Source organism: Microvirga flocculans ATCC BAA-817 (assembly GCF_000518665.1).
In the GTDB taxonomy this organism is placed as follows: Bacteria; Pseudomonadota; Alphaproteobacteria; order Rhizobiales; family Beijerinckiaceae; genus Microvirga; species Microvirga flocculans.
Map to the genome: position 1 here is coordinate 574,872 of NZ_JAEA01000001.1, position 20,294 is coordinate 595,165.

19 protein-coding genes and 1 rRNA gene are annotated in these 20,294 nt (G+C 66.4%); 6 read left to right on the top strand and 14 right to left on the bottom strand.

Annotation, left to right across the window (positions count from 1 at the left end):
- Nucleotides 1-44: 44 nt before the first annotated feature.
- Nucleotides 45-2,618 (bottom strand): TIGR02302 family protein, encoded by a 2,574-nt coding sequence (locus L879_RS0102825; protein WP_027314788.1) that lies wholly within the window; start codon nt 2,616-2,618, stop codon nt 45-47.
- Between the two features lie 255 nt (nt 2,619-2,873).
- On the opposite strand from L879_RS0102825, the gene L879_RS23480 reads away from it, so the two are divergent.
- Nucleotides 2,874-5,180, top strand: coding sequence for a hypothetical protein (locus L879_RS23480; protein WP_051434985.1), 2,307 nt, complete (start codon nt 2,874-2,876; stop codon nt 5,178-5,180).
- Nucleotides 5,181-5,264: 84 nt separating this feature from the next.
- Here the strand turns inward: L879_RS23480 and lysA are convergent, their stop codons facing one another.
- Together lysA and lptM are read right to left on the bottom strand one after the other, a co-directional pair.
- Nucleotides 5,265-6,533 (bottom strand): diaminopimelate decarboxylase, encoded by a 1,269-nt coding sequence (lysA, locus tag L879_RS0102835; protein WP_027314789.1) that lies wholly within the window; start codon nt 6,531-6,533, stop codon nt 5,265-5,267.
- Nucleotides 6,534-6,541: 8 nt separating this feature from the next.
- On the bottom strand, nt 6,542-6,790 hold the full coding sequence (gene lptM / locus L879_RS0102840; protein WP_035458383.1) for an LPS translocon maturation chaperone LptM: 249 nt from the start codon (nt 6,788-6,790) through the stop codon (nt 6,542-6,544).
- Between the two features lie 168 nt (nt 6,791-6,958).
- On the opposite strand from lptM, the gene tlpA reads away from it, so the two are divergent.
- Nucleotides 6,959-7,606 carry a thiol:disulfide interchange protein TlpA gene (gene tlpA, locus L879_RS0102850; protein ID WP_027314791.1) on the top strand — a complete coding sequence of 216 codons (648 nt, stop codon included), beginning with the start codon at nt 6,959-6,961 and terminating at the stop codon, nt 7,604-7,606.
- Between the two features lie 73 nt (nt 7,607-7,679).
- On the opposite strand, the gene L879_RS20190 is transcribed toward tlpA, so the two are convergent.
- The 8 genes from L879_RS20190 to purC form a co-directional block, all read right to left on the bottom strand.
- Nucleotides 7,680-8,000, bottom strand: a complete 321-nt coding sequence (locus L879_RS20190) for a hypothetical protein (RefSeq protein ID WP_051434986.1) — start codon at nt 7,998-8,000, stop codon at nt 7,680-7,682.
- A gap of 216 nt (nt 8,001-8,216) precedes the next feature.
- Nucleotides 8,217-8,552, bottom strand: coding sequence for a Grx4 family monothiol glutaredoxin (grxD, locus tag L879_RS0102860; RefSeq protein ID WP_027314792.1), 336 nt, complete (start codon nt 8,550-8,552; stop codon nt 8,217-8,219).
- Nucleotides 8,553-8,596: 44 nt separating this feature from the next.
- On the bottom strand, nt 8,597-8,833 hold the full coding sequence (locus L879_RS0102865; protein WP_027314793.1) for a BolA family protein: 237 nt from the start codon (nt 8,831-8,833) through the stop codon (nt 8,597-8,599).
- 14 nt (nt 8,834-8,847) lie between these two features.
- A complete protein-coding gene (gene purL / locus L879_RS0102870) occupies nt 8,848-11,058 on the bottom strand; it encodes a phosphoribosylformylglycinamidine synthase subunit PurL (protein WP_027314794.1) in 2,211 nt (736 codons plus the stop codon).
- Between the two features lie 21 nt (nt 11,059-11,079).
- Nucleotides 11,080-11,778, bottom strand: coding sequence for a phosphoribosylformylglycinamidine synthase subunit PurQ (gene purQ / locus L879_RS0102875; RefSeq protein ID WP_027314795.1), 699 nt, complete (start codon nt 11,776-11,778; stop codon nt 11,080-11,082).
- Nucleotides 11,779-11,786: 8 nt separating this feature from the next.
- Nucleotides 11,787-12,026 carry a phosphoribosylformylglycinamidine synthase subunit PurS gene (purS, locus tag L879_RS0102880; RefSeq protein WP_027314796.1) on the bottom strand — a complete coding sequence of 80 codons (240 nt, stop codon included), beginning with the start codon at nt 12,024-12,026 and terminating at the stop codon, nt 11,787-11,789.
- Between the two features lie 126 nt (nt 12,027-12,152).
- On the bottom strand, nt 12,153-12,692 hold the full coding sequence (locus L879_RS0102885) for a hypothetical protein (protein ID WP_027314797.1): 540 nt from the start codon (nt 12,690-12,692) through the stop codon (nt 12,153-12,155).
- 119 nt (nt 12,693-12,811) lie between these two features.
- Entirely contained in the window at nt 12,812-13,606 is a 795-nt protein-coding gene (gene purC, locus L879_RS0102890) for a phosphoribosylaminoimidazolesuccinocarboxamide synthase (RefSeq protein WP_027314798.1), read from the bottom strand.
- 236 nt (nt 13,607-13,842) lie between these two features.
- Here purC and L879_RS0102895 point away from each other — a divergent pair, with 236 nt between their 5' ends.
- Entirely contained in the window at nt 13,843-14,166 is a 324-nt protein-coding gene (locus L879_RS0102895) for a DUF1476 domain-containing protein (protein WP_027314799.1), read from the top strand.
- A 67-nt stretch (nt 14,167-14,233) separates the two neighbouring features.
- Nucleotides 14,234-15,004 carry an HpcH/HpaI aldolase family protein gene (locus L879_RS0102900; RefSeq protein ID WP_027314800.1) on the top strand — a complete coding sequence of 257 codons (771 nt, stop codon included), beginning with the start codon at nt 14,234-14,236 and terminating at the stop codon, nt 15,002-15,004.
- Nucleotides 15,005-15,024: 20 nt separating this feature from the next.
- On the opposite strand, the gene L879_RS0102905 is transcribed toward L879_RS0102900, so the two are convergent.
- Complete coding sequence (locus L879_RS0102905; RefSeq protein ID WP_027314801.1) at nt 15,025-15,669, bottom strand: DNA-3-methyladenine glycosylase family protein; 645 nt, start codon at nt 15,667-15,669, stop codon at nt 15,025-15,027.
- A 32-nt stretch (nt 15,670-15,701) separates the two neighbouring features.
- On the opposite strand from L879_RS0102905, the gene gluQRS reads away from it, so the two are divergent.
- On the top strand, nt 15,702-16,598 hold the full coding sequence (gluQRS, locus tag L879_RS0102910) for a tRNA glutamyl-Q(34) synthetase GluQRS (RefSeq protein WP_027314802.1): 897 nt from the start codon (nt 15,702-15,704) through the stop codon (nt 16,596-16,598).
- On the opposite strand, the gene L879_RS0102915 is transcribed toward gluQRS, so the two are convergent.
- Both L879_RS0102915 and L879_RS0102920 read right to left on the bottom strand, forming a co-directional pair.
- A complete protein-coding gene (locus L879_RS0102915; RefSeq protein WP_027314803.1) occupies nt 16,577-17,494 on the bottom strand; it encodes an AEC family transporter in 918 nt (305 codons plus the stop codon). The genes gluQRS and L879_RS0102915 overlap by 22 nt on opposite strands.
- Nucleotides 17,495-17,499: 5 nt before the next feature.
- Nucleotides 17,500-19,533: a M23 family metallopeptidase gene (locus L879_RS0102920; RefSeq protein ID WP_027314804.1), complete on the bottom strand. Its 2,034-nt coding sequence runs from the start codon at nt 19,531-19,533 to the stop codon at nt 17,500-17,502.
- A gap of 598 nt (nt 19,534-20,131) precedes the next feature.
- Between L879_RS0102920 and L879_RS0102925 the strand changes: the two genes are divergently transcribed.
- A 16S ribosomal RNA gene (locus tag L879_RS0102925) occupies nt 20,132-20,294 on the top strand; the annotation flags it as partial.

The window sequence follows — 20,294 nt, forward strand, 5'->3', positions numbered from 1 at the left end:
AGGCGGGGTAGGAGGCGCGGGGCCTCGGTGCGTTTACCTTAAAATCAGTTCCGGCGCAGCAGCCGCTCGAAATAGTCGAGCTCCTCCTGTGGACGGGCGGGATCGCCGAGTTTGCGCCGCAATTCCTCCAGGATTTGCTTGGCCCGTCCTGCGCCTCCCCCTCCGAGGTCCCCGAGGCGGGAATTGTCCGGATTCTCCTTCCCGCGCATCGGCCGTCCCAAGGGGTCGTTGCCCGTAGCTCCCTGTTGCCGCGGCTGCCCGAGCGGATCGTCCTGTCCGCTGCCGGCCTGCTCGTTGCCCTGGCCCTCGCCCTGCTGCATCTGTTCCATCTGCTGGGCCATGCCCTGCATGCCGCGCCGGAGGTTCTCCAGCGCCCGGCCCTGGGCATCGACCGCCGGGCCGTCCTGGCCCTGTCCGAGGGCGCCCTCGGCCTCGCGCATGGCCTGTTCGGCCTCGCTCAAGCCCTGCTCGCCCTGCATCCCCATGCCCTGCATGCGCCGCTGCAGCTCCTCCAGTTTCTCCCGGAGAGCCTGCTGCCGCTGACGCAGGCCGAGCGGGTCCTGGTCCGGTCCGGCCTGGCCGTTCTCGGCCTGCTCCTGACCGTCGCCCTGCTCACCCGGCTGACGCTGGCCCTGCTGCCTCGGTCCCTGTCCCTGGCGGGGGCGGTCGGCCTGCCGCATGCGCCGGTTCTGGCCGTCGCGAAACGTCTCGTCGCGCAGGTTCTGCTGTTCCCGGGCCATTCCCTCCAGATCCTGCATGGCCTGGTTCATCTCGCGTCCGAGAGGATCGGTCATGCGGCCGTCGGGCCGGGCGGTCTGGAGGTTCTCCAGGATGTTGCGCAGCTGCTCGAGCAGGCGCTGCGCCTCGGCCACGTCGCCGCGCCGCATGGCTTCCTCCATCTGGCGCAGCATGCGGTTGAGGTCGTCCTGCGAGATCATCCGGTCCGGAGGGATGCGTCGGCTCTGGTCCTGCGACTGCTGGTTCTGCTGCATGCGCTGGGCGAACTCGCGCAGGAACCTGTCCATGGCCTGCCGCAGCTCGTCCGTAAGACGCCGGATCTCCTCGTCCTCGGCCCCCCGGTCCACGGCCTCCTTCAGGCGGTCCTGGGCAGCGCGCAGCTCCCGTTCCGCATCGGAAAGCCCGCCATCCTCGATCTGGAGTGCCATGGCCCAGAGCCAGTCGGCCACGTCGAGGAGCTGCTGGTCGGACCGGGCGGCGCGCAGCCGCTCGGCCGCGAGGCGCAGGCCCATGAACACGCCCCATTGCGGCGTGAACTCATCCGGCGCGATCAGCAGCGCGTCGAGGGCCGTCTGCACGCGCTTGCGGTCATCGGGCGCGAGCACGAGATTGCGTCGCTGCTCCACCAGGGCCTTGGCGAGCGGGTTGGTGAAGGGCCGCTGGGGCAGGGTGAAGGCGAGCGCCTCGCTCACGGCCTCCTGGCCGGCCTCGTCCCTGGCCTTGAGCCGGATCGTGACCGGCGCGCCGGCCCAGGCATGGTTCGTGAGGTCGACCGGCGAGCGGGTATCGGGCGCGTTCTCCTCGTAGCCCGGCAGCGCCAGGGGGAGCTGCGGAGCCGGCACCAGGGAACGGCCCTTGCCGTTGCCGGCCTTCTCCACGATGCCTTCGAGGGAGACGATGCCGTAATCGTCCCGGCCCTTGTAGGTCAGCGTGAAGGTGCCCCGCGCGTTGACCTCCGGCGGCTGGGTGAAGGCGATTTCGGGCATCCGGTCGGGAACGGCTTCGATCGTGAGCGTCACGCTGCGGGCGAAGCCCGTGCCGACCGTGAGCTCGCTGCTGCCGTCGAGCCTGTAGCGCTCCTCCCGCATGTCGGCGCGCTGGCCGGCCTTCGCGGGGAGGGCGGTAAGCCCCTTGCCGGGCTTCACTTCGGCCCGGCCTTCGCCCGCGATGCGGATCACCACCGTCGAATGGATCGGCGCGCGCAGGCTCTGCCCCCGGGCGAGGTCGATCATGAGGGGCGGCGTGCGCGTGTAGAGCGGCGGGTCGATCCAGCCGTCGACACGGAAGGAGGGGGAAGCCGTCTCGACGCTGCGCCAGTCGAAGGCCGCGGCGAGGCGCAAGCCGATCTCGGGGCCGGCGACGAAGGCGCTCGTCACGAGGGCGAGAAGGCCCGCCGCCCGCAGGGCATAGCGGTCGTGCTTCGGCATGTCCGGGCGCGGCAGGCCCACGCGCATCCGGGCGACGGCTTCCTCTGCCCGCTTGCGGTGCAGGGCCCAGAGGGCCCGCGTGCCGGGATCGTTCGCGCCGAGCGCCAGATTGTCGTCGAGCGCGCGGGCCGGGCCGATGCCCATGCCCGTCTCCCGGTCCAGGTGGTCGAGGGCTTTCGTCCGGCCCGGCATCCTCAGTCGCAGGAGGGGCCAGAGCGAAAGGATGAGGGCCGCGGCGAACAGCCCCAGGCCGACGGTTCGTGCCAGCGGCGTGGCGTCGAGCCAGAGGCCGAGCCAGGACAGGGTGAGGAACAGGAGCACGATGGCGAGCGGCAGCCAGAGGCGGGGCCAGGCTTCCTCCCACCACAGGGTCCAGCGCGCATGGGCGACAAGGCGCGCGAACCGCCGGTTCAGGTTGCCGCGCCCAGGTGCCGGGTTCGGGCCGTCGCTCATGCCAAAGGTCTCCCGCCGCACCCCATGTGCGGATGCCCCCGCAAGGAAGCTAGCATGGACGCTCCCGATGGCCAGCCGCCAAATCGGCGCGCCGCTTCAAGAAGAGGTGATGGCCGCGCGGCCGTCATGGGGATCCCGCATCCGGAAAATCCCTGAGCCGCAAAGGCCTCTCTTTGTCTTGACGTTACGAACAGTATATCGATACATGAGCCCTATCTTCCATTTTCATAACACCCGATCCGTTGGGGCAGATCCATGGCGACCATTCTTCTCACTTCCCAAACTATTGCCGAAAACATCCAGGGGCCCGTTCGCGTCGGCGCCCTCAGCATTCAGGACAGCCCCGGCCAAACCTTCACCTTCACGCTCGAGGACGATTCCTTCTTCGAGGTCGTCGAGACCGTCGTGGACGGAATCGCCACGTACGAGCTTTGGGTGAAGGCGGGCGTCTCGTTCGACTTCGAGAGCGCGGAGCGGCACTTCGAACTTATGATCGCGGTCGCCGACGGCGATGGAAACCCGGTCGATGCGGACCCCGTCGTCGTCGATGTCGCCGACGTGAACGAGGCGCCCACGGGCCTCGACGTGATCGGCGATCCCATTCCGGACAATGCCGACCTCGGCACCGTGGTCGCTACGCTGGAGGGCGTTGACCCGGACGAGAGCGACGAACTCACCTATGCCTTCGTCACCGATGCGACGGGCGCGACCGAGCTCACGCACGATGCCTTCGAGATCGTCGGCGGCGAGATCCTCGTGAAGGGCGAGCTCAACGCCGGGGCCCACAATCTGTGGGTCAAGGTCACGGATTCGGGCAACCCGGCCCTGTCCTACGTGAAGCAGATCACGCTGACGGTGGTCGATGGCAACGATCCTCCCGAAGTGCTCTTCGACCCGGCGGATGTGGCCGAAGGCGCGGGTGGCGGCACGGTCGTCGGCACGCTCACCTTCAGCGATCCCGATACGGCCGATGTTCTCACCTACAGCCTGGTCGAGATCGGGGAAGGCGGGGTCGAGCAGCCCAGCTCCCTCTTCATGATCGATGCCAACGGCAATGTCGTGGTGCGTGAGGGTGTGAAGCTTCTGTCGCAGGACGGAGCCTATCCGAGCTTCACCGTGAAGGTCTCCGACGGGACCAACACGATCTACGAAACCTACGACGTCTTCCTGGGCGAGAACCAGGAGCCGTCGGTGACGTTCGCCGGCGAGTCCGGACTGCCCAAGACGGTTGCAGGCGGCACGCTTCTGGGCTCGCTCATGGCGGACGACCCGGAGGGCGACGAGGTCACCTACGCCCTCGTGAACGGCAGCGAGAACCTGATCCGCATCGATGAGAACGGCAATGTCTATGTGCGCGACAATGCCCAGCTCAGCTACGACAATCCAGCCCATCGCAGCTTCACGGTCGAGTACTTCGACGGCGTCAACCGTTACACGGAGACTTTCAGCTTCTATTTCGAAAACGATGCGCCGACCGTGAGCGTGACGTCCGAGCCGGTGATGGAAGGCAATCCCGTCAACCGCGTCGTGGGACGGCTCACCGCCGATGATCTTGAAAATGACACCTTGACGCCGAGGCTCCTCGGCGACAACGCCGCCCTGTTCTCGCTTGTGAAAACCGATGACGGCTGGGACATCGTGCTTCGTCCCAACGTCGTGCTCGATTACGAGAACGCGGCTCATCGCGGCCTCACGGTGGAAGTGGAGGTTTCCGATGGCTCCAACACCGTCACCGAGACTCTCGCAATCGATCTCGTCGATGTGGACGAGGCTCCCACCGTCACCTTCTCCGCGAGCCGGGTGAATGAAGGTGCCAAGGGCGGTGCGGTTGTCGGCCTGTTGAACGCGGCCGACCCCGAAAAGCAGGAACTCACCTACACCCTGTCCGCAGCCAGCGAGAAATATTTCACGCTGACGGAGAACGGGAATGGCGGGTACGATATCGCCGTTCAGGATGGTGTCACGCTGGATTATGAAAACGCCGCGCATCGCAGCTTCAGCGTGATCGTGAGCGATGGCGAGAACGAGGTTTCCAGGACCTATACTCTCAACCTGATCGACCAGGTCGATTACCAGACGGGCAGCAGCCGGAAGGACAGTCTCAAGGGGACATCCGGCCGCGATATCCTCAAGGGTCTTGCGGGTGACGACAGGCTCCAGGGCAACGAGGGGGACGACCGGCTCCATGGCGGCTCCGGCAAGGACGTGCTGACCGGTGGGTCGGGCAAGGACGTGTTCGTGTTCGATACGAAGCCGAGCAAGAAGACCAACCTCGACATCGTCTGGGATTTCAATGTGAAGGACGATGCGATCTGGCTAGAGAACAAGGTCTTCACCAAGCTCGGCAAGGCAGGCTCGGAGACGAGCCCTGCACAGCTGAACAAGAGCTACTTCGTCAAGGGCACCAAGGCCAAGGACAAGAACGACTACGTCATCTACGACAGCAAGAAGGGCACGCTTTATTACGACGCCGACGGCTCCGGCTCGAAATACAAGCAGGTCGAGATCGCCATGCTGAAGAAGGGCCTTGCCCTGACCTACAAGGACTTCTTCGTCATCTGAATGGCATATCGCACCAAACGAAGAACCCCGGCATTGAGCCGGGGTTTTTTCATGGGTTGCCAGGAAGCAGCGACAAGCGGAACGTCAGCGCAGCCAGTCGGGCATCCGGTCGAGGCCGATCAGCTCCTCGTAGGTCGGGCGGGGGCGCACCACGGCGTGGTCGTCTCCGCGCACGAGCACCTCGGGAACGAGCCTGCGGGTGTTGTAGGTATTGGCCTGAACCGCGCCATAGGCGCCTGCCGTCATGACGGCGATCAGGTCGCCGGCCTTGACGGCGGGCATGTCGCGGGAGAGCGCGAGGTAATCGCCCGTCTCGCAGACGGGGCCGACCACATCGGCCACGAAGCGCGGCGCGTCGGCCGAGGCTTCCACGACCGGCCTGATCTCGTGATAGGCATCGTAGAGCGTCGGACGGATGAGGTCGTTCATCGCCGCATCCACGATCACGAAGGGCTTGTCGGCCCCTTTCTTCACATAGATCACACGGGCGATCAGCACGCCCGCGTTGCCGGCGATCATCCGGCCCATCTCGAAGACGAGCTTGAGGCCGAGATCCTTCGTGTGGCGCTTGATGAGCGCGGCATAGGCCTGTGGGTCCGGCGGGGGCTCGTTGTCCTCGCGGTAGGGCACGCCGAGGCCGCCGCCGAGATCGAGGTGATGCAGCTTGTGGCCGTCGGCCATCAGATCGCGGGCGAGTTCCGCCAGCAGCGCGGTGGCGTTGTCGAAGGGCTCGAGATCCGTGATCTGGCTGCCGATATGCATGTCGGCGCCGGTGACGGCGATGCCCTTGAGGGCGGCTGCGCGCGCATAGACCTCGCGAGCGCGGGAGATCGGAATGCCGAACTTGTTCTCGGACTTGCCCGTGGAAATCTTCCTGTGGGTCTTGGCGTCCACATCCGGGTTGATGCGGATCGAGACCGGCGCTTTCACGCCCTTGGAGATCGCGACCTCGGACAGGGCCTCCAGCTCCGGCTCCGATTCCACGTTGAAGCAGAGAATGCCGCTGTCGAGCGCGAAGGCCATCTCGGCCTTCGTCTTGCCGACGCCGGAGAACACGATCCGCTCGCCGGGAACGCCCGCCGCCAGCGCGCGGCGCAGCTCGCCCTCGGAGACGATATCCATGCCTGCGCCCAGGCGGCCCAGGGTCTTGAGCACCGCCTGGTTGGAATTCGCCTTCATGGCGTAGCAGACGAGGGTGTCCGTGTCGGCGAAGGCCTCGGCGAACACCTTGTAGTGCCGCTCCAGGGTCGCGGTGGAATAGCAGTAGAAGGGCGTTCCGACCTCGTCCGCGAGACGGTGCAGATCGACGCCCTCCGCGTGGAGAACGCCCTGACGATAGGCGAAATGATGCATCGAAAAGCCTAAAGCAACGGATCGAGAATGAAGGGCTTGTTCGGAATCGTGTAGCCCTGGCTCGGTTTCGAGCGGGGCGTCCCGACGGGGGAGGGTAGGGTCGCGTCGTTGAGGGTTTCCTCCTGCCCGCCCTGGGCACCTTGCGCCGAGGCATTGGGCGGCGGCTCGAGCGCGCCGCGGCGGCCGCAGGCCGTGAGACTTAAGGCAAGAAGGCCCGCCACCAGGATCACGCGGGGGAAAGACAGGCTGGACGACATCAGAAGCTCCGAAACGTGGCGGCACCATAACGGGAAGCGGCGATGGAAGCGAGAGGGAAGGTGTGGACGACGGCGGGGATGCTCTCAACGCATTCGTGATGGGCGGTCGGCGGCGCTCCCGCCATTCGGGGCTTGAGCCTCGCGCCGAAAAGCGCCACATCACCGGCCATGTCGAACGCAAGCTCATCCCGTAGAACTTGGCTCCTGGGGCTCGCCGCCCTCGCGGTCATCGGGGCCGGCGCGGCCTGGTACGGCCTGACGGCCCGCAACCCCGAGACGGCCGGCGCAGCCGAGTGCCGTGCCTCGCAGGAGACGGCCGGGCGCATGAAGCCCTTCGCCAAGGGCGAGGTGGCCGCCGTCGGGGTGAACCAGTCCCCCAAGCCGCCTCCGGCGATTGCCTTCGCAGGTCCCGAGGGGCAGCCGATGAGCCTGTCCGACTTCAAGGGTAAGACGATCCTGGTCAATCTGTGGGCGACGTGGTGCGTCCCCTGCCGCGAGGAAATGCCGGCCCTCGCCAAGCTCCAGGCGGAGCTGGGCGGTTCGGATTTCCAGGTGGTCGCGATCAACGTGGACACCCGCAATCGGGACAAGCCGAGGGCCTGGCTGCAGGAGAACGGCATCGCGAATCTCACCTATTACGCCGATCCGGAGGGCAAGCTGCTGCAGGTCCTGCAGAAATCGGGCCATGTGGTCGGCCTGCCGACCACCTTCGTCGTCGATGCGGCGGGATGCGAGGTCGCGCTCCTGAAAGGGCCTGCCGAATGGGCCTCGCCCGATGCGCTCGCCTTCATGAAGGCCGTCCTGAACCGTCCCTGACTCTCTTCGGCCCGGTCTTCGCCGCACGCCGGACCATTCCGGACGAAAGCTGCCAGCCGGAGAGGCCGGAATCTCAGACCGGAAAGGCTCCGCCGCCGTCCGGAACGCCGATCTCGCCGGAGAAGGCCGGTTTCGAGAGCCGCCAGGGACGGTCCATGGCCTGCCGCGCTTCGCCGCGCCGGAGCGGGCGGGGCGTGCCGTCGGCGAGGATCTCCTCGATCACCAGGAACCCGAGCGCCTGCAGCGTCACGGCGGCCATCTTGGTCGCCCGGTCGTCCGCGCGCACGGACAGGGACCCGGCGGCGTAGATCCGCTCCAGGAGGCTCTTGGGATGATGCGTCACGGATTGGCGTGGCTTGAAGGCGACGACGTTCGTCGCATGCGTCTCGATCATGAAAACGGCCCCCGTTCAGGCCGCTCTGTTCTGATTTTTTCCGAGCGGCGTCTCGCCCCAATGTAGGCAGCGGGGCGGCCCTGCGGAATGCGACACATAGGGCCGCTTCGACCAAGCCAATGCTGTTATCTCTCCCTTGCAGGCAGGGCTTAACACACGGCGCAAACGAAAAAGGCGGGGCTTGGCCCCGCCTCGAATGCGTCGGAGTGCCCGCCTTCAGGCGCTCTGCTGAACCGGAATGCCCTTGTCGGCGAAGAGCTGCTGCAGCTCGCCCGCCTGGAACATCTCGCGGGTGATGTCGCAGCCGCCGATGAACTCGCCCTTCACGTAAAGCTGGGGAATGGTCGGCCAGTTGGAATAATCCTTGATGCCCTGGCGGATGCCCTCGTCCTCGAGCACGTTGATGCCCTTGTAGGGCACGCCGAGGTAGTTGAGGATCTGGACCACTTGGCCCGAGAACCCGCACATGGGGAATTGCGGCGTGCCCTTCATGAAGAGCACGACGTCGTTGGACTTCACTTCGTTGTCGATCACCTGACGGGCGTCGGTCATGGAATTCTCCTTGTGTCCCAGCGGTCAAGGCGCTGGTTCGTCACTCAATTGTCGGGTGCCAGCGTCGTCAATGCAAGGGCGTGGAGCACGCCGCCCATGCGGCCCTGCAGCGCCGCATAGACCATCTGGTGCTGCTGGACCCGGGATTTCCCCTTGAAGGCGGAGGAGGTGACGGTGGCGGCGTAGTGGTCGCCGTCCCCCGCCAGGTCCTTGATCTCCACCACCGCGTCCGGCAGGGCGGCCTTGATCATGCTCTCGATCTCGCGTGCATCCATGGGCATGGATTGAAAACTCCTCAGGCCTTCCCGGCCATGTAATCGGGCAGCCAGGATTCGTGAGCCGCCTTCAACTGCTTCACGGATATGGCCTGCTTGCCCGGCAGAATCAACGAATCGCCGCCCGTGACGCCGAGCGTCACCGCGGGAATGCCGAGAGCGCCCGCCTCGTAGAGGATGTCGGCGGCCAGATCCTCCGCGACGGCGATGATGTAGCGTCCCTGGTCCTCGCCGAAGAGGAAGGCGTGGAGGGCGAGGCCCTCCGGCACGGCGGTGATCTTTGCGCCGATGCCGCCCGCCATCGCCATCTCGGCCAGGCTGAGCGCGACGCCGCCGTCGGAGCAGTCGTGCACGGTCTTCACCTGGCCAGAGCGGATGAGCTGGCGCACGAAATCGCCGTTGCGCTTCTCGGCCAGAAGATCGACCGGTGGCGGCGCGCCTTCCTCGCGGCCGCAGACGTCGCGCAGGTAGATCGACTGGCCGAGCCAGCCCGCCGTCGCGCCGATCAGGATGACCGCCTCGCCCTCGGCCTTGAAAGCGATGGAGGCGTTCACCGTCACGTCGTCGAGAAGGCCGACGCCGCCGATGGCGGGGGTGGGCAGGATGCCCTGGCCGTTGGTCTCGTTGTAGAGCGAGACGTTGCCCGACACGACGGGGAAGTCGAGCGCGCGGCAGGCCTCGCCGATGCCTTTCAGGCAGCCGACGAACTGGCCCATGGATTCAGGCCGCTCGGGGCTTGCGAAGTTGAGGTTGTCGGTAATCGCCAGCGGCAGGCCGCCGACGGCGGTGATGTTGCGCCAGGCTTCCGCCACCGCCTGCTTGCCGCCCTCGAAGGGGTCGGCCTCGCAATAGCGCGGCGTGACGTCGGTGGTGAGCGCGAGGCCCTTCGGCCCATCCTCCACGCGCACGATGGCAGCATCCCCGCCGGGCGTCTGCACCGTGTTGCCGAGGATGAGATGGTCGTATTGCTCCCACACCCAGCGCTTCGAGCACTGGTCCGGCGAGCCCACGAGCTTCAGCAGCGCCTCGGCTTCCGACATCGGAGGCGTCACGCTGTCGAGCGTGATCACGGGCTGCTTGGGGCTTTCTACCCAGTGACGGTCATAGAGGGGAGCCTCGTCGCCGAGTTCCTTGATCGGCAGGTCCGCCTTCACTTCGCCCTGGTGCTTGATCACGAAGCGGAGCGTGTCGGTGGTCTTGCCGATGACGGCGAAGTCGAGCCCCCATTTGTGGAAGATGGCCTGCGCCTCCTTCTCCATGCCGGGCTTGAGCACCATGAGCATGCGCTCCTGGCTCTCGGAGAGCATCATCTCGTAGGCGGTCATGCCCTCCTCGCGGCAGGGCACCTTGTCGAGATCGAGCTCGATGCCGAGATTGCCTTTCGCGCCCATCTCCACCGCGGAGCTGGTCAGGCCCGCCGCGCCCATGTCCTGGATCGCGATCACCGCGCCGGACTTCATGAGTTCGAGGCAGGCTTCCAGCAGCAGCTTCTCGGCGAAGGGGTCGCCCACCTGCACGGTGGGCCGCTTCTCCTCCGACGCATCGTCGAACTCGGCAGAGGCCATGGTCGCGCCGTGAATGCCGTCGCGGCCGGTCTTGGAACCGAGATAGACGATCGGGTTCCCGACGCCCGTGGCCTTCGCGTAGAAGATCTCGTCCGTGCGCGCGAGGCCCACCGCCATGGCGTTGACGAGGATGTTGCCGTTATAGCGCTTGTCGAAGCCCACGCTGCCGCCGACGGTCGGCACGCCGAAGGAATTGCCGTAGCCGCCGATGCCCGCGACCACGCCTGAGAGGAGGTGTGGGGTCTTCGGATGATTGGGCTCGCCGAAGCGCAGGAAGTTCAGCGAGGCGATCGGGCGCGCGCCCATGGTGAACACGTCGCGCAGGATTCCGCCCACGCCCGTCGCCGCGCCCTGATAGGGCTCGATGAAGGAGGGGTGGTTGTGGCTCTCCATCTTGAAGATGCAGGCGAGTCCGTCGCCGATATCGATCACGCCCGCGTTCTCGCCGGGGCCCTGGATCACCCACGGCGCTTTCGTCGGCAGGCCGCGCAGATGGATGCGCGAGGATTTGTAGGAGCAGTGCTCGTTCCACATGGCCGAGACGATGCCGAGCTCGGTGAGGGTAGGCTCGCGGCCGATCAGGTTCACGAAGCGCTCGTATTCGTCGGGCTTGAGTCCGTGCTCCTTGACCAGCTCCGGGGTGATGGCGACGTCGTTGCGGATCATCGGGGTCTCGCAGTTCTCAAATCAGGCGGCGCGGGGAAAAGACGACACGAGGCTCTCGAACAGGCCGCGCCCGTCGGTGCCGCCCACGAGGTCTTCGATGAGGTTTTCCGGATGCGGCATCATGCCGAGCACGTTGAGCTTCTCGGAATAGATGCCCGCAATCGAGTTCATGGAACCGTTGCGGTTGGCGTCGGGCGTCACGTGGCCCTGCGCGTCGCAATAGCGGAAAGCGACGCGGCCTTCACCTTCGAGGCGCTTCAACGTGTCTTCATCCGCCGTGTAGTTGCCCTCGCCGTGCGCCACGCAGACGTCGATGGCCTGGCCCTTCGCATAGGCTCTCGTGAAGGCGGTGTCGTTGCGCTCGACCCGCAGGAACTGGCGATGGCAGATGAACTTCAGGTTCGCGTTGCGCATCAGGATGCCGGGCAGAAGCCCCGACTCGCAGAGGATCTGGAAGCCGTTGCAGATGCCGAGCACCAAACCGCCGCGCGCCGCATGCGCGCGCACCGCATCCATGACCGTCGCGCGGCCCGCGATGGCGCCGCAGCGCAGGTAGTCGCCATAAGAAAAGCCGCCCGGCAGGACCACGAGGTCCGTCCCCTTGGGCAGCTCGGTTTCAGCGTGCCAGACCTTCTCGACCTGCGAGCCGGCCTGTTTGAGCGCCCGCAGCACATCGCCTTCGCGATTGGAGCCGGGGAAAACGATGACTGCGGATTTCATGGTGAGCCTCACGCAATCTCGACGCGGTAATTTTCGATCACCGTATTCGCCAGCAGCTTCTCGCAGGCCGCCTTGAGGGCCGCCTCGGCCTTGGCCTTGTCGGAGGTTTCCAGTTCGATATCGAAGACCTTGCCCTGGCGCACGCCGGAGATGCCCTCCACGCCGAGGGATTTCAGGGCCCCTTCGATGGCCTTGCCCTGGGGGTCGAGAACGCCGTTCTTGAGGGTGACGGTGACACGCGCTTTCATGGGAGGCCTCGGCTGTTGAGATTGGCCCAACGCCATAAAGCCATTACGCCCTGGAGACAACGGCCTCGGCGCAGGATCCGGTCAGGGATGCCCGGTTCGCCGCAGGGTCTGCGGGAGGGGAGGGGCTTACGAGCCCCATTCGCGTTCCGAGACCTCCCGGGCCGTCTTCCGGACCGCATCCGGGTCTTCCCCGATGGCCAGGACGACCGACAGGGCCTCGCCCTCGCGCCTTCCGAAGGCCGCCCCGTAGGCCGGGCGCTTGCCGCCGTCGGCCGGGACGAGGGTGATGGCGAAGCCGGGGAACGGGCTGCCCGGCAGGCGCTCGACCGCGATGCGGGTCTTGACCGGCTTCGTGCGCCCGGCCTGCGAGAGAAGGCCCCGGGCCAGGCGCTCGGGGTCCTTGAGCAGTCTCTCCGTGACATCCGCATCCTTGCCCGTGACCCGGATGACGCTCACCGCGAGGCCGGGGCTGCATTCGGGCGGGGCGCAGAAGGAGAGCGCGATGGGCTCGGCCCGGTCCTCGGCGAGCCATTTGCGCAGGGGCATGGCCTCCCAGGGCGCCCCCGGCGGCACGCCGGCCACGGGCCGGGGAATGTAGGCACAGCTGGCTAGGGTCAGGGCCAGAACCGGAAGGAGAAGGCAGGGACGCAACAGGCTAAAGGGCATGGGCCTCTCTATGCGCCAAACGGACGGGAAGGGGAATGGCCTCATGGGTGAATACGCCCGATCCAAAGAAAAGCCCGGCACGCAAGGCCGGGCTTTCGAATCTTCAAAGGCGAGGCGGCTCACTGCACGAGGCGCGGGCCGCCCGTGACCGGGTTTTCGTTCTCCGCCAGGATCCCAAGGCGGCGGGCCACTTCCGAATAGGCCTCGACCAGCCCGCCCATGTCCCGGCGGAACCGGTCCTTGTCGAGCTTGTCCTTGGACTTGATGTCCCAGAGGCGGCAGGAATCCGGGGAGATCTCGTCGGCGACGACGATGCGCATCAGGTCGCCCTCCCAGAGGCGGCCAGTCTCCAGCTTGAAGTCGACGAGGCGGATGCCGACGCCGAGGAACAGGCCGGACAGGAAGTCGTTGACCCGGATGGCCAGCGCCATGATGTCGTCGATCTCCTGAGGCGAGGCCCAGCCGAAGGCGGTGATGTGCTCCTCCGAGACCATCGGATCGTTCAGGGCGTCGTTCTTGTAATAGAATTCGATGATCGAGCGGGGCAGCTGGGTGCCCTCCTCGATGCCGAGGCGGGTGGCCAGCGAGCCCGCCGCCACGTTCCGCACGACGACCTCGAGCGGAATGATCTCCACCTCGCGAATCAGTTGCTCGCGCATGTTGAGGCGGCGGATGAAGTGGGTCGGGATGCCGATCTCGTTCAAATGCTGGAAGAGGTATTCCGAGATCCGGTTGTTGAGCACGCCCTTGCCGTCGATCACCTCATGCTTCTTGGCATTGAAGGCGGTCGCGTCGTCCTTGAAGTGCTGGATGAGCGTGCCGGGTTCCGGGCCCTCGTAAAGGACCTTCGCCTTGCCCTCATAGATGCGACGGCGACGATTCATAGGCGTGTACCGTGGTTTGAGAAAATCCATTTGCCGTGGCTCCTGGGGATGGACATTTTTTAGATCCGCGGCTGGCGTCAAGCGCGGCTTATCGCCGGCGCTCCGCTTGAGGGGCAACCTATCCGATCCCTTGGGCAAGCACAACGCGGGGAGGGGACTACGAGGCCGCAGCCCTTAAAACACCATCTCTGAGATGGGAAGCGTCTGGCATCCGCGCGAGTGCGCCCTTATATCGCAGGAAGGCCAAGCTTATGGAGAACAACGATATGACCGCCTTCGACGACCGCCGGGACGCCTTCGAGAAGCAGTTCGCCCATGACGAGGAACTGCGCTTCAAGGCGACGGCGCGCCGCAACAAGCTGTTCGGGCTCTGGGTGGCCGACCGTCTCGGCAAGACGGGCGCGGACGCCGAGGCCTACGCCAAGAGCGTCGTTCTCGCGGATTTCGAGGAGGCGGGCGACGCCGACGTCCTGCGCAAGGTGCGCCAGGATCTCGAAGGGGCCGGCAAGCCCGCGGACGAAGCCGAACTCCGCACCAGGCTCCTGGAGCTTACCGAGCGCGCCATCACGGAGATCAAGGAGGGCCGGTAACGGCCCTTTTTCTTTCGTTGCCTCACATCCGGGCTTTCCAGAACCTAAAAACCTTGCGGGGGACGCCATGCCCAAGACCTCATCCTTTCCCGAGCGCCTGAAAGGCGGCAAGCCCGTCATGACGGCCTGGTGCGGCTTGCCGGACCCCTCGGCCGCCGCAATCCTGGCCCGCGAGGATTTCGACGCCGTGGTGCTGGACACGCAGCACGGCTCCATCGACCTCGCCGCCTCGCTTCAGGCGATCCCGCTGATCGCGGCGGCGGGCAAGCCCGCTCTGGTTCGCGTCCCGGTCGGGGATTTCGCCTCGGCGTCGCGCTATCTGGATGCGGGCGCCTCGGGCATCATCGCGCCCATGATCAACACCGTCGAGGATGCCCGCCGCCTCGCCGCCTTCACGAAGTTTCCCCCCGTAGGCGAGCGCAGCTGGGGCGCCTATGGGGCGCTGGCTCTCTCGGGGCTGGAGGCAGGCGAGTATCTCCGCGTCGCCAACGGCCTCACCGTCTCCTTCGCCATGGTGGAAACCCGGGAGGCGCTCGCCATCATCGACGATATCCTGGCGGTGCCCGGCATCGACGGGGTGTTCATCGGCCCCTCGGACCTGTCCATCGCTCTCTCGGGAGGCAGGAGCCTCGATCCGGCCAGCGCGGAGGTCGACAAGGCTCTGGACCATGCCCTCGCCCGGGTGAAGGCGGCGGGCAAGGTCGCCGCGATCTTTGCCGCCTCGGGGGCGCGGGCGGCGGAGCTGGCGGCCAAGGGCTTCCACATGGTCTCCATCGGCAGCGACATTTCCATGTTGCGCGCGGGAGCCCATGCGGCGCTAGCGGCGGCGCGGGCCTGAAGCGCAGGTCGGCCTGCCTGTCAGCCCGGAGCGCCTTCCCGCGCCTTGACCGTCCGGTAATAGGCCCAGAGCACCTTCGCGGCCACGCCCCGCCAGGGCCGCCAGCGTTCGGCCAGGGCCGTGAGCGCCTTGGCGTCGGGCCGCTGCTCCAGGCCGTAGGCGAGGCGGGCAGCCTCCTGCACGGCCAGATCCCCGCTCGGGAAGGCATCCGGATGACCTAAGCAGAACAGCAGGTAGATGTCGGCGGTCCAGGGGCCGATCCCCTTCACCCGGGTCAGGAGGGCGTGGGCCTCGTCGGCGGGGAGGCCGGGAAAGGCGTCGAGCTGCAGGCGGCCCTCGGCGATCTCGGCGGCGGCTGCCCGCAGGGTCCTGACCTTGCCGGCGGAGAGACCGGCGGCCCTGAGGCTCTCGTCGGAGAGCCGAAGAAACATCTGCGGCGTCGGCGGTTCGAGGATGGTTCGCAGACGGCCCCAGATCGCCGCCGCGCTGGCTGTGGAAACCTGCTGGCCGATGACGATCCAGGCCAGGCCTTCGAACCCGGGAGGGCGCTTGCGCAGCTGCGGCACGATCCCTTCGCGGGCGAGCCGCGCCATGACCGGGTCGGCCTTCACGAGATAAGCGAGCCCCCTCTTGAGAACCGCGTCCGTTTCGAGGAGGGTGGCCATCCCTTCACGTTCCTTCCGATCCGCAGGCTCCCGTGACGAAGCCAGTCTTCCGATTCGCTCCAAGCCCGAACGGGCGGCTGCATCTGGGGCACGCCTATTCGGCGCTGCTCAATGACGAGCTCGCCCGGCGCTTCGGCGGCCGGCTGCTCCTGCGCATCGAGGATATCGATATCGCACGCTGCCGTCCCGAATTCGAGACGGCGATCTATGAGGACCTTGCCTGGCTCGGCCTGCGCTGGGAAGAGCCGGTCCGTCGCCAGTCGGAGCATTTCGAGGATTACCGCGCCGCATTCCTCACCCTGCGGCGAAGGGGAGCGGTCTATCCCTGCTTCTGCTCCCGCAAGGAGGTCGCTTCCGCCGTCGCCTGCAGGGAGGTCAAACCCGGCCGGCCCTGGCCGCGCGATCCGGACGGAGCCCCCCTCTATCCCGGCACCTGCCGGGATCTTCCCTCAGGTGAGATCGAACGGCGGATCGCCGCTGGCGAGCCCCATTCCTGGCGACTCGACATGGGCGCCCTTCGGGCGCTCCTGCCGGGCCCCTACGGCTACCGCCGGTTCGACCGCGAGGGCCGCGAGGAGGCGGTGGCCGCCGATCCCTGGCGCTGGGGCGATGCGGTGGTCGTGCGCAAGGATGTGCCGACCAGCTATCATCTCTCGGTCGTGGTGGACGATGCGCTCCAGGGCGTCACCCATGTGGTCCGGGGCCAGGACCTGGAAGCGGCCACGGACCTTCACGTCCTGCTGCAGGCCATTCTCGGGCTGCCGACGCCCCTCTATCATCACCATGGTCTCTTGCGCGATCCGGAGGGAGACAAGCTGGCGAAAAGCCGCCGCTCGCAATCCCTCGCCGAGCTGCGGGCCGAGGGGCTGACGCCGCAGGCCATCCGCCAGCGCCTCGGCTTCGCGGGTCAGCCCACGCCCAGCACGTAAAGCCAGACCAGGGTGGTGCCCAGGGCCAGGACGGTCGAGAGGGTGACCGCGCTCGAAGCCAGGGCCACGCCTTCCCCATAGCGCTCCGCGAAGAGATAGGCGTTGATGCCGGAAGGGCAGGAGGCGAAGAGCACGGCGACACCGGCCCAGACCGGCGGCATCTGGAAAACCCTCGTCGCCAGCAGAAGCACGATGAGGGGGTGTATTACCAGCTTGAGGAGCGAGATCGCGGTCGGCAGCTTCCAGCCCGTCTGGAGCCCGTAGCGGCGCAGGGCGATTCCCATGGAGATCAGGGCGCAGGGCACTGCCGCGCTCGCAAGCAGGTCCATGATCTGCCAGGCCGGACCGGGCACATGAGCGGCGATGGGGCGGCAGGCGGACCCCGCCAGGATCCCGACGACGATGGGATGGGTGAAGAGGCGGCGCAGGATGGTCCGAAGCGAGGCCTGGCGGCCCTCGGCCAGGATCGTCGCGAGGGTCATGGTGACGGGCAGATGCACCGCGATCAGCAGGAAGAGCGGCACGGCGCCTTCGTCGCCATAGGCCTTGAGGATCATCGGAATGCCGACGAACACGGTGTTCGCTTGGCCGGCCGAGAACCCGGCGACCACGCCGGACACGCCCTTGATCCCGAAGAACTGCCGGCCGATCGCGGTCGCCAGGAACCAGACCGCGGCGACGCCCGCGAAATACGAGATCCAGTAGCCCCAGGGCTGGACGTTCGGGATCTCGGCCCGGACGAGCGTGCGGAAGATCAGGCAGGGGAGGGAGAGGGTGAAGACGAATTCGGAGAGCCCTTCGCCGACCCGTTCGGAAACGTAGCCGGTCTGGCGCGCGACGTAGCCGATGCCGATCAGGCCGAAGACCGGCAGGACGATCGCGAACAGCTCGACCATCTGGCCTATCGCAACTCCGCCCGCTGCGAGAGGTTGGCCGAGGCCATGCTTTGACCCATCAGTTCATCGACCTGTTCGCGTTGGCGCTTGAACTCCGCCAGACTGCGGCCCTCGAGCTCGCGCCCGCGCGGCAGGCGGATCTTCAGCGGGTCGACGAAGCTGCCGTTGATGATCACTTCGTAGTGGAGATGCGGGCCCGTGGAGAGGCCGGAATTGCCGAGATAGCCGATGACCTGACCCTGCTGGACCCGCTTGCCCGGGGCAATGTTCTTGGCGAAGCCCGACATGTGCGAATAGGCCGTGACGTAGCCGTTGGTGTGCTGCACCTCGACCCTGCGCCCATAGCCGGAATCCCATTCGGCCTTGATCACCGTTCCGTTGCCGGCGGCCAGGATGGGGGTGCCGATCCGGTTGGCCCAGTCGACGCCCGTATGGGGGCGCGAATAGCCCAGGATCGGGTGGAAGCGCGAGCCGAAGCCTGAGCGCAGGATGCCATCGGCGATCGGCTTGCGGATCAGGAACTTCTTGAGGGAGCGGCCCGATTCATCGAAGAAGTCGATGGTGCCGTCCTCGCCCTGGTAGCGGTAGACCCGGCGCTGTTCGCCTCCCACGGTCAGGGACGCGAAGAGAATTTCAGGAGCATCGTCCTCGTCGTCGGCGCCGAAGAAGACCTCGAAGGAATCGCCCTGAGAGACCCGGCGCTGGAAATCGACGTCGTAGCCGAAGATGCGCACCAGTTCGTCCACGGTCTGGCGCGGCAGGTCGTTCTTGAGCGCCGTCTCGTAAAGGCTCTCGTAAAGGCGCACGCCGCCGCGGGAATCGTCCTCGCCCTCCTCGTCGCCGGAGGTTTCGGCCACCTGCCGGTTGGTCTCGTCGCTGGGAGGGGTCACGGACACGAAGACGCCCCGGTCGTTTGTGGCCGCGATCCCTTCGATGCCCCGCTCCCCGAAGCAGATTACGCGCGTGATCTGGCGGGGATCGCCGAGCCGGGGCCCCGGCGCGATGAGGATGCGCAGGCGCTGCCCCTCGCCCATGCTCTCGACCTTCATTCGCGCCGCCAGGGCCGAAGTGATCGCGGCGATCTGCTCCGGCGTCGCGCCATAGCTGCGCAGGGCCGTCTCGAGCGTTTCGCCTTTCCGGAGAACGACGTCGCGCTCCTCGATGACCGGGATGACGGCTTTCTCGATCTTCGGGAGATCGGTCACGTTCTCCGGCACGACCCGCACCTCGATCGTGCTGAAGGGGGCGTCGACCACGCGGGCATAGCCCAGGGCCTCGCCGAGCGCTTCCGGCTGCCGCAGGGTGCGCGAGAGCATCTGCTGGGCAGGAATGGGCACGGCGGTCCGCCGCCCGGCCTCGTTGAAGACCCGGCGCTCCTCTTCGAGGATCGCCAGCACGTCGCCGTCGGTCAGGGAGGGGGCGCTCGCCTCGATGGCCACCGGGGCGAGGTCCCGCCGCAGGAGCGAGACATCGGCGTCGGCCACCTCGGGGGTCGGCTCGACCCGGTCCTCCGTTCCTTCCGCGAACAGGCGCAGGGGATTGAAGGGCGGTATGTCGGAGGCATAGGTGCCGGCGGTCAGGGAGAGATTCGTGGCCACGCGCACGAAATGGCGGACCTTGATGGCTTCGCGCTCGCCGTTGCGGATCGTCATCGGAGCCTTGAAGCTTTGCCGTGCGGAGGCCGTCTGCTCGCCCATGTTGAGCCTGTCGGCTTTCCGGGCCACGTTGGTGGAGCGTTCCTCGTCCGTCTCCGACGGAGACCGGCCGCCGATGGTGGCGCGCTCGGGGGGCAGGGCCGACGTCGCTGCGCCTTCGAGCGCGATATAGATGGAGGCTCCGATCAGGACGGCGCCGGTCACGCCCGTCAGCACGCTGGCGCCGAGCCAGCGCAGGTTCACCTCCCATTTGTCCACCTCGGGGGCCGCATGACCGCTCGTGCTCAGCGGCGGTTCCTGGCCGAGGTCGATCCCGGACGACAGATGCGCGGCGTCCCGGCGGGAGCCTCTGGCATGCGTGTCATCGGGAGGAAGGTGGCTCATGATGTCTGTATTGTTCGTGCCGGTGCGGATGGGATGCCGTATAAGATGCCAGAGGCGATCTAGCATAAGAGGCGGCAATCGCACAGGCCAATAGACAGGCTTGGACAGGATGCCTGCTTCCGGTAGCGGAGCCGTCTCTCGCGGCCCTGCTTCGGTCCGCACTGTGTCCGCAGTGAGGCAGGGGGCGAAAAAGCTGTGAGAGGCTATGCTCCGCTTGAGGTTTCCGGGGCGCGTCAAAAAACTTTCACAAGGGCGTTGACAGGCCGAAAGGGTTCGGCCTATATACCGCCCATCGACGCCGCCGCTGACGCGAACGGCGCCAAGAACTTCCTCAGAAACCGGGTTGTTGAGCCCGACTTCGGTCGGGAACAAAATCTGTTCTGTGGAAGCCCTCTTGTGTCTCTGGAACGAGGCATTTGCTCTTTGACATTGTTGAGAGGGGAAGAGAAGCGTAGGCGGCGGTGTCCTTGCGCCGGGCCCTTTGGGGTCTGGGGAACGACATTGACCGGATCTATGCTTTGGTGAGTACACCGCTTCGGCTTTGGCTGGAGTGAGAGTGGCTCTGTCAATTTGCGTAGTGAAGTCTTGATCATTCTTTCAACTTGAGAGTTTGATCCTGGCTCAGAACGAACGCTGGCGGCAGGCTTAACACATGCAAGTCGAACGCATCCTTCGGGGTGAGTGGCAGACGGGTGAGTAACGCGTGGGAACGTGCCCTTCAGTTCGGGATAACCCAGGGAAACTTGGGCTAATACCGGATA

Bases quoted from the DNA above. Each gene is read 5' to 3' on its own strand.
- purC (WP_027314798.1), bottom strand. From the start codon at position 13,606: ATGGATTTTCTCAAACCACGGTACACGCCTATGAATCGTCGCCGTCGC.
- L879_RS0102920 (WP_027314804.1), bottom strand. From the start codon at position 19,533: ATGAGCCACCTTCCTCCCGATGACACGCATGCCAGAGGCTCCCGCCGG.
- L879_RS0102900 (WP_027314800.1), top strand. From the start codon at position 14,234: ATGCCCAAGACCTCATCCTTTCCCGAGCGCCTGAAAGGCGGCAAGCCC.
- L879_RS20190 (WP_051434986.1), bottom strand. From the start codon at position 8,000: ATGATCGAGACGCATGCGACGAACGTCGTCGCCTTCAAGCCACGCCAA.
- L879_RS0102895 (WP_027314799.1), top strand. From the start codon at position 13,843: ATGACCGCCTTCGACGACCGCCGGGACGCCTTCGAGAAGCAGTTCGCC.
- L879_RS0102885 (WP_027314797.1), bottom strand. From the start codon at position 12,692: ATGCCCTTTAGCCTGTTGCGTCCCTGCCTTCTCCTTCCGGTTCTGGCC.
- purL (WP_027314794.1), bottom strand. From the start codon at position 11,058: ATGATCCGCAACGACGTCGCCATCACCCCGGAGCTGGTCAAGGAGCAC.
- L879_RS0102865 (WP_027314793.1), bottom strand. From the start codon at position 8,833: ATGCCCATGGATGCACGCGAGATCGAGAGCATGATCAAGGCCGCCCTG.
- L879_RS0102905 (WP_027314801.1), bottom strand. From the start codon at position 15,669: ATGGCCACCCTCCTCGAAACGGACGCGGTTCTCAAGAGGGGGCTCGCT.
- L879_RS0102825 (WP_027314788.1), bottom strand. From the start codon at position 2,618: ATGAGCGACGGCCCGAACCCGGCACCTGGGCGCGGCAACCTGAACCGG.
- grxD (WP_027314792.1), bottom strand. From the start codon at position 8,552: ATGACCGACGCCCGTCAGGTGATCGACAACGAAGTGAAGTCCAACGAC.
- purQ (WP_027314795.1), bottom strand. From the start codon at position 11,778: ATGAAATCCGCAGTCATCGTTTTCCCCGGCTCCAATCGCGAAGGCGAT.
- L879_RS23480 (WP_051434985.1), top strand. From the start codon at position 2,874: ATGGCGACCATTCTTCTCACTTCCCAAACTATTGCCGAAAACATCCAG.
- tlpA (WP_027314791.1), top strand. From the start codon at position 6,959: ATGTCGAACGCAAGCTCATCCCGTAGAACTTGGCTCCTGGGGCTCGCC.
- lysA (WP_027314789.1), bottom strand. From the start codon at position 6,533: ATGCATCATTTCGCCTATCGTCAGGGCGTTCTCCACGCGGAGGGCGTC.
- purS (WP_027314796.1), bottom strand. From the start codon at position 12,026: ATGAAAGCGCGTGTCACCGTCACCCTCAAGAACGGCGTTCTCGACCCC.
- L879_RS0102915 (WP_027314803.1), bottom strand. From the start codon at position 17,494: ATGGTCGAGCTGTTCGCGATCGTCCTGCCGGTCTTCGGCCTGATCGGC.
- lptM (WP_035458383.1), bottom strand. From the start codon at position 6,790: ATGTCGTCCAGCCTGTCTTTCCCCCGCGTGATCCTGGTGGCGGGCCTT.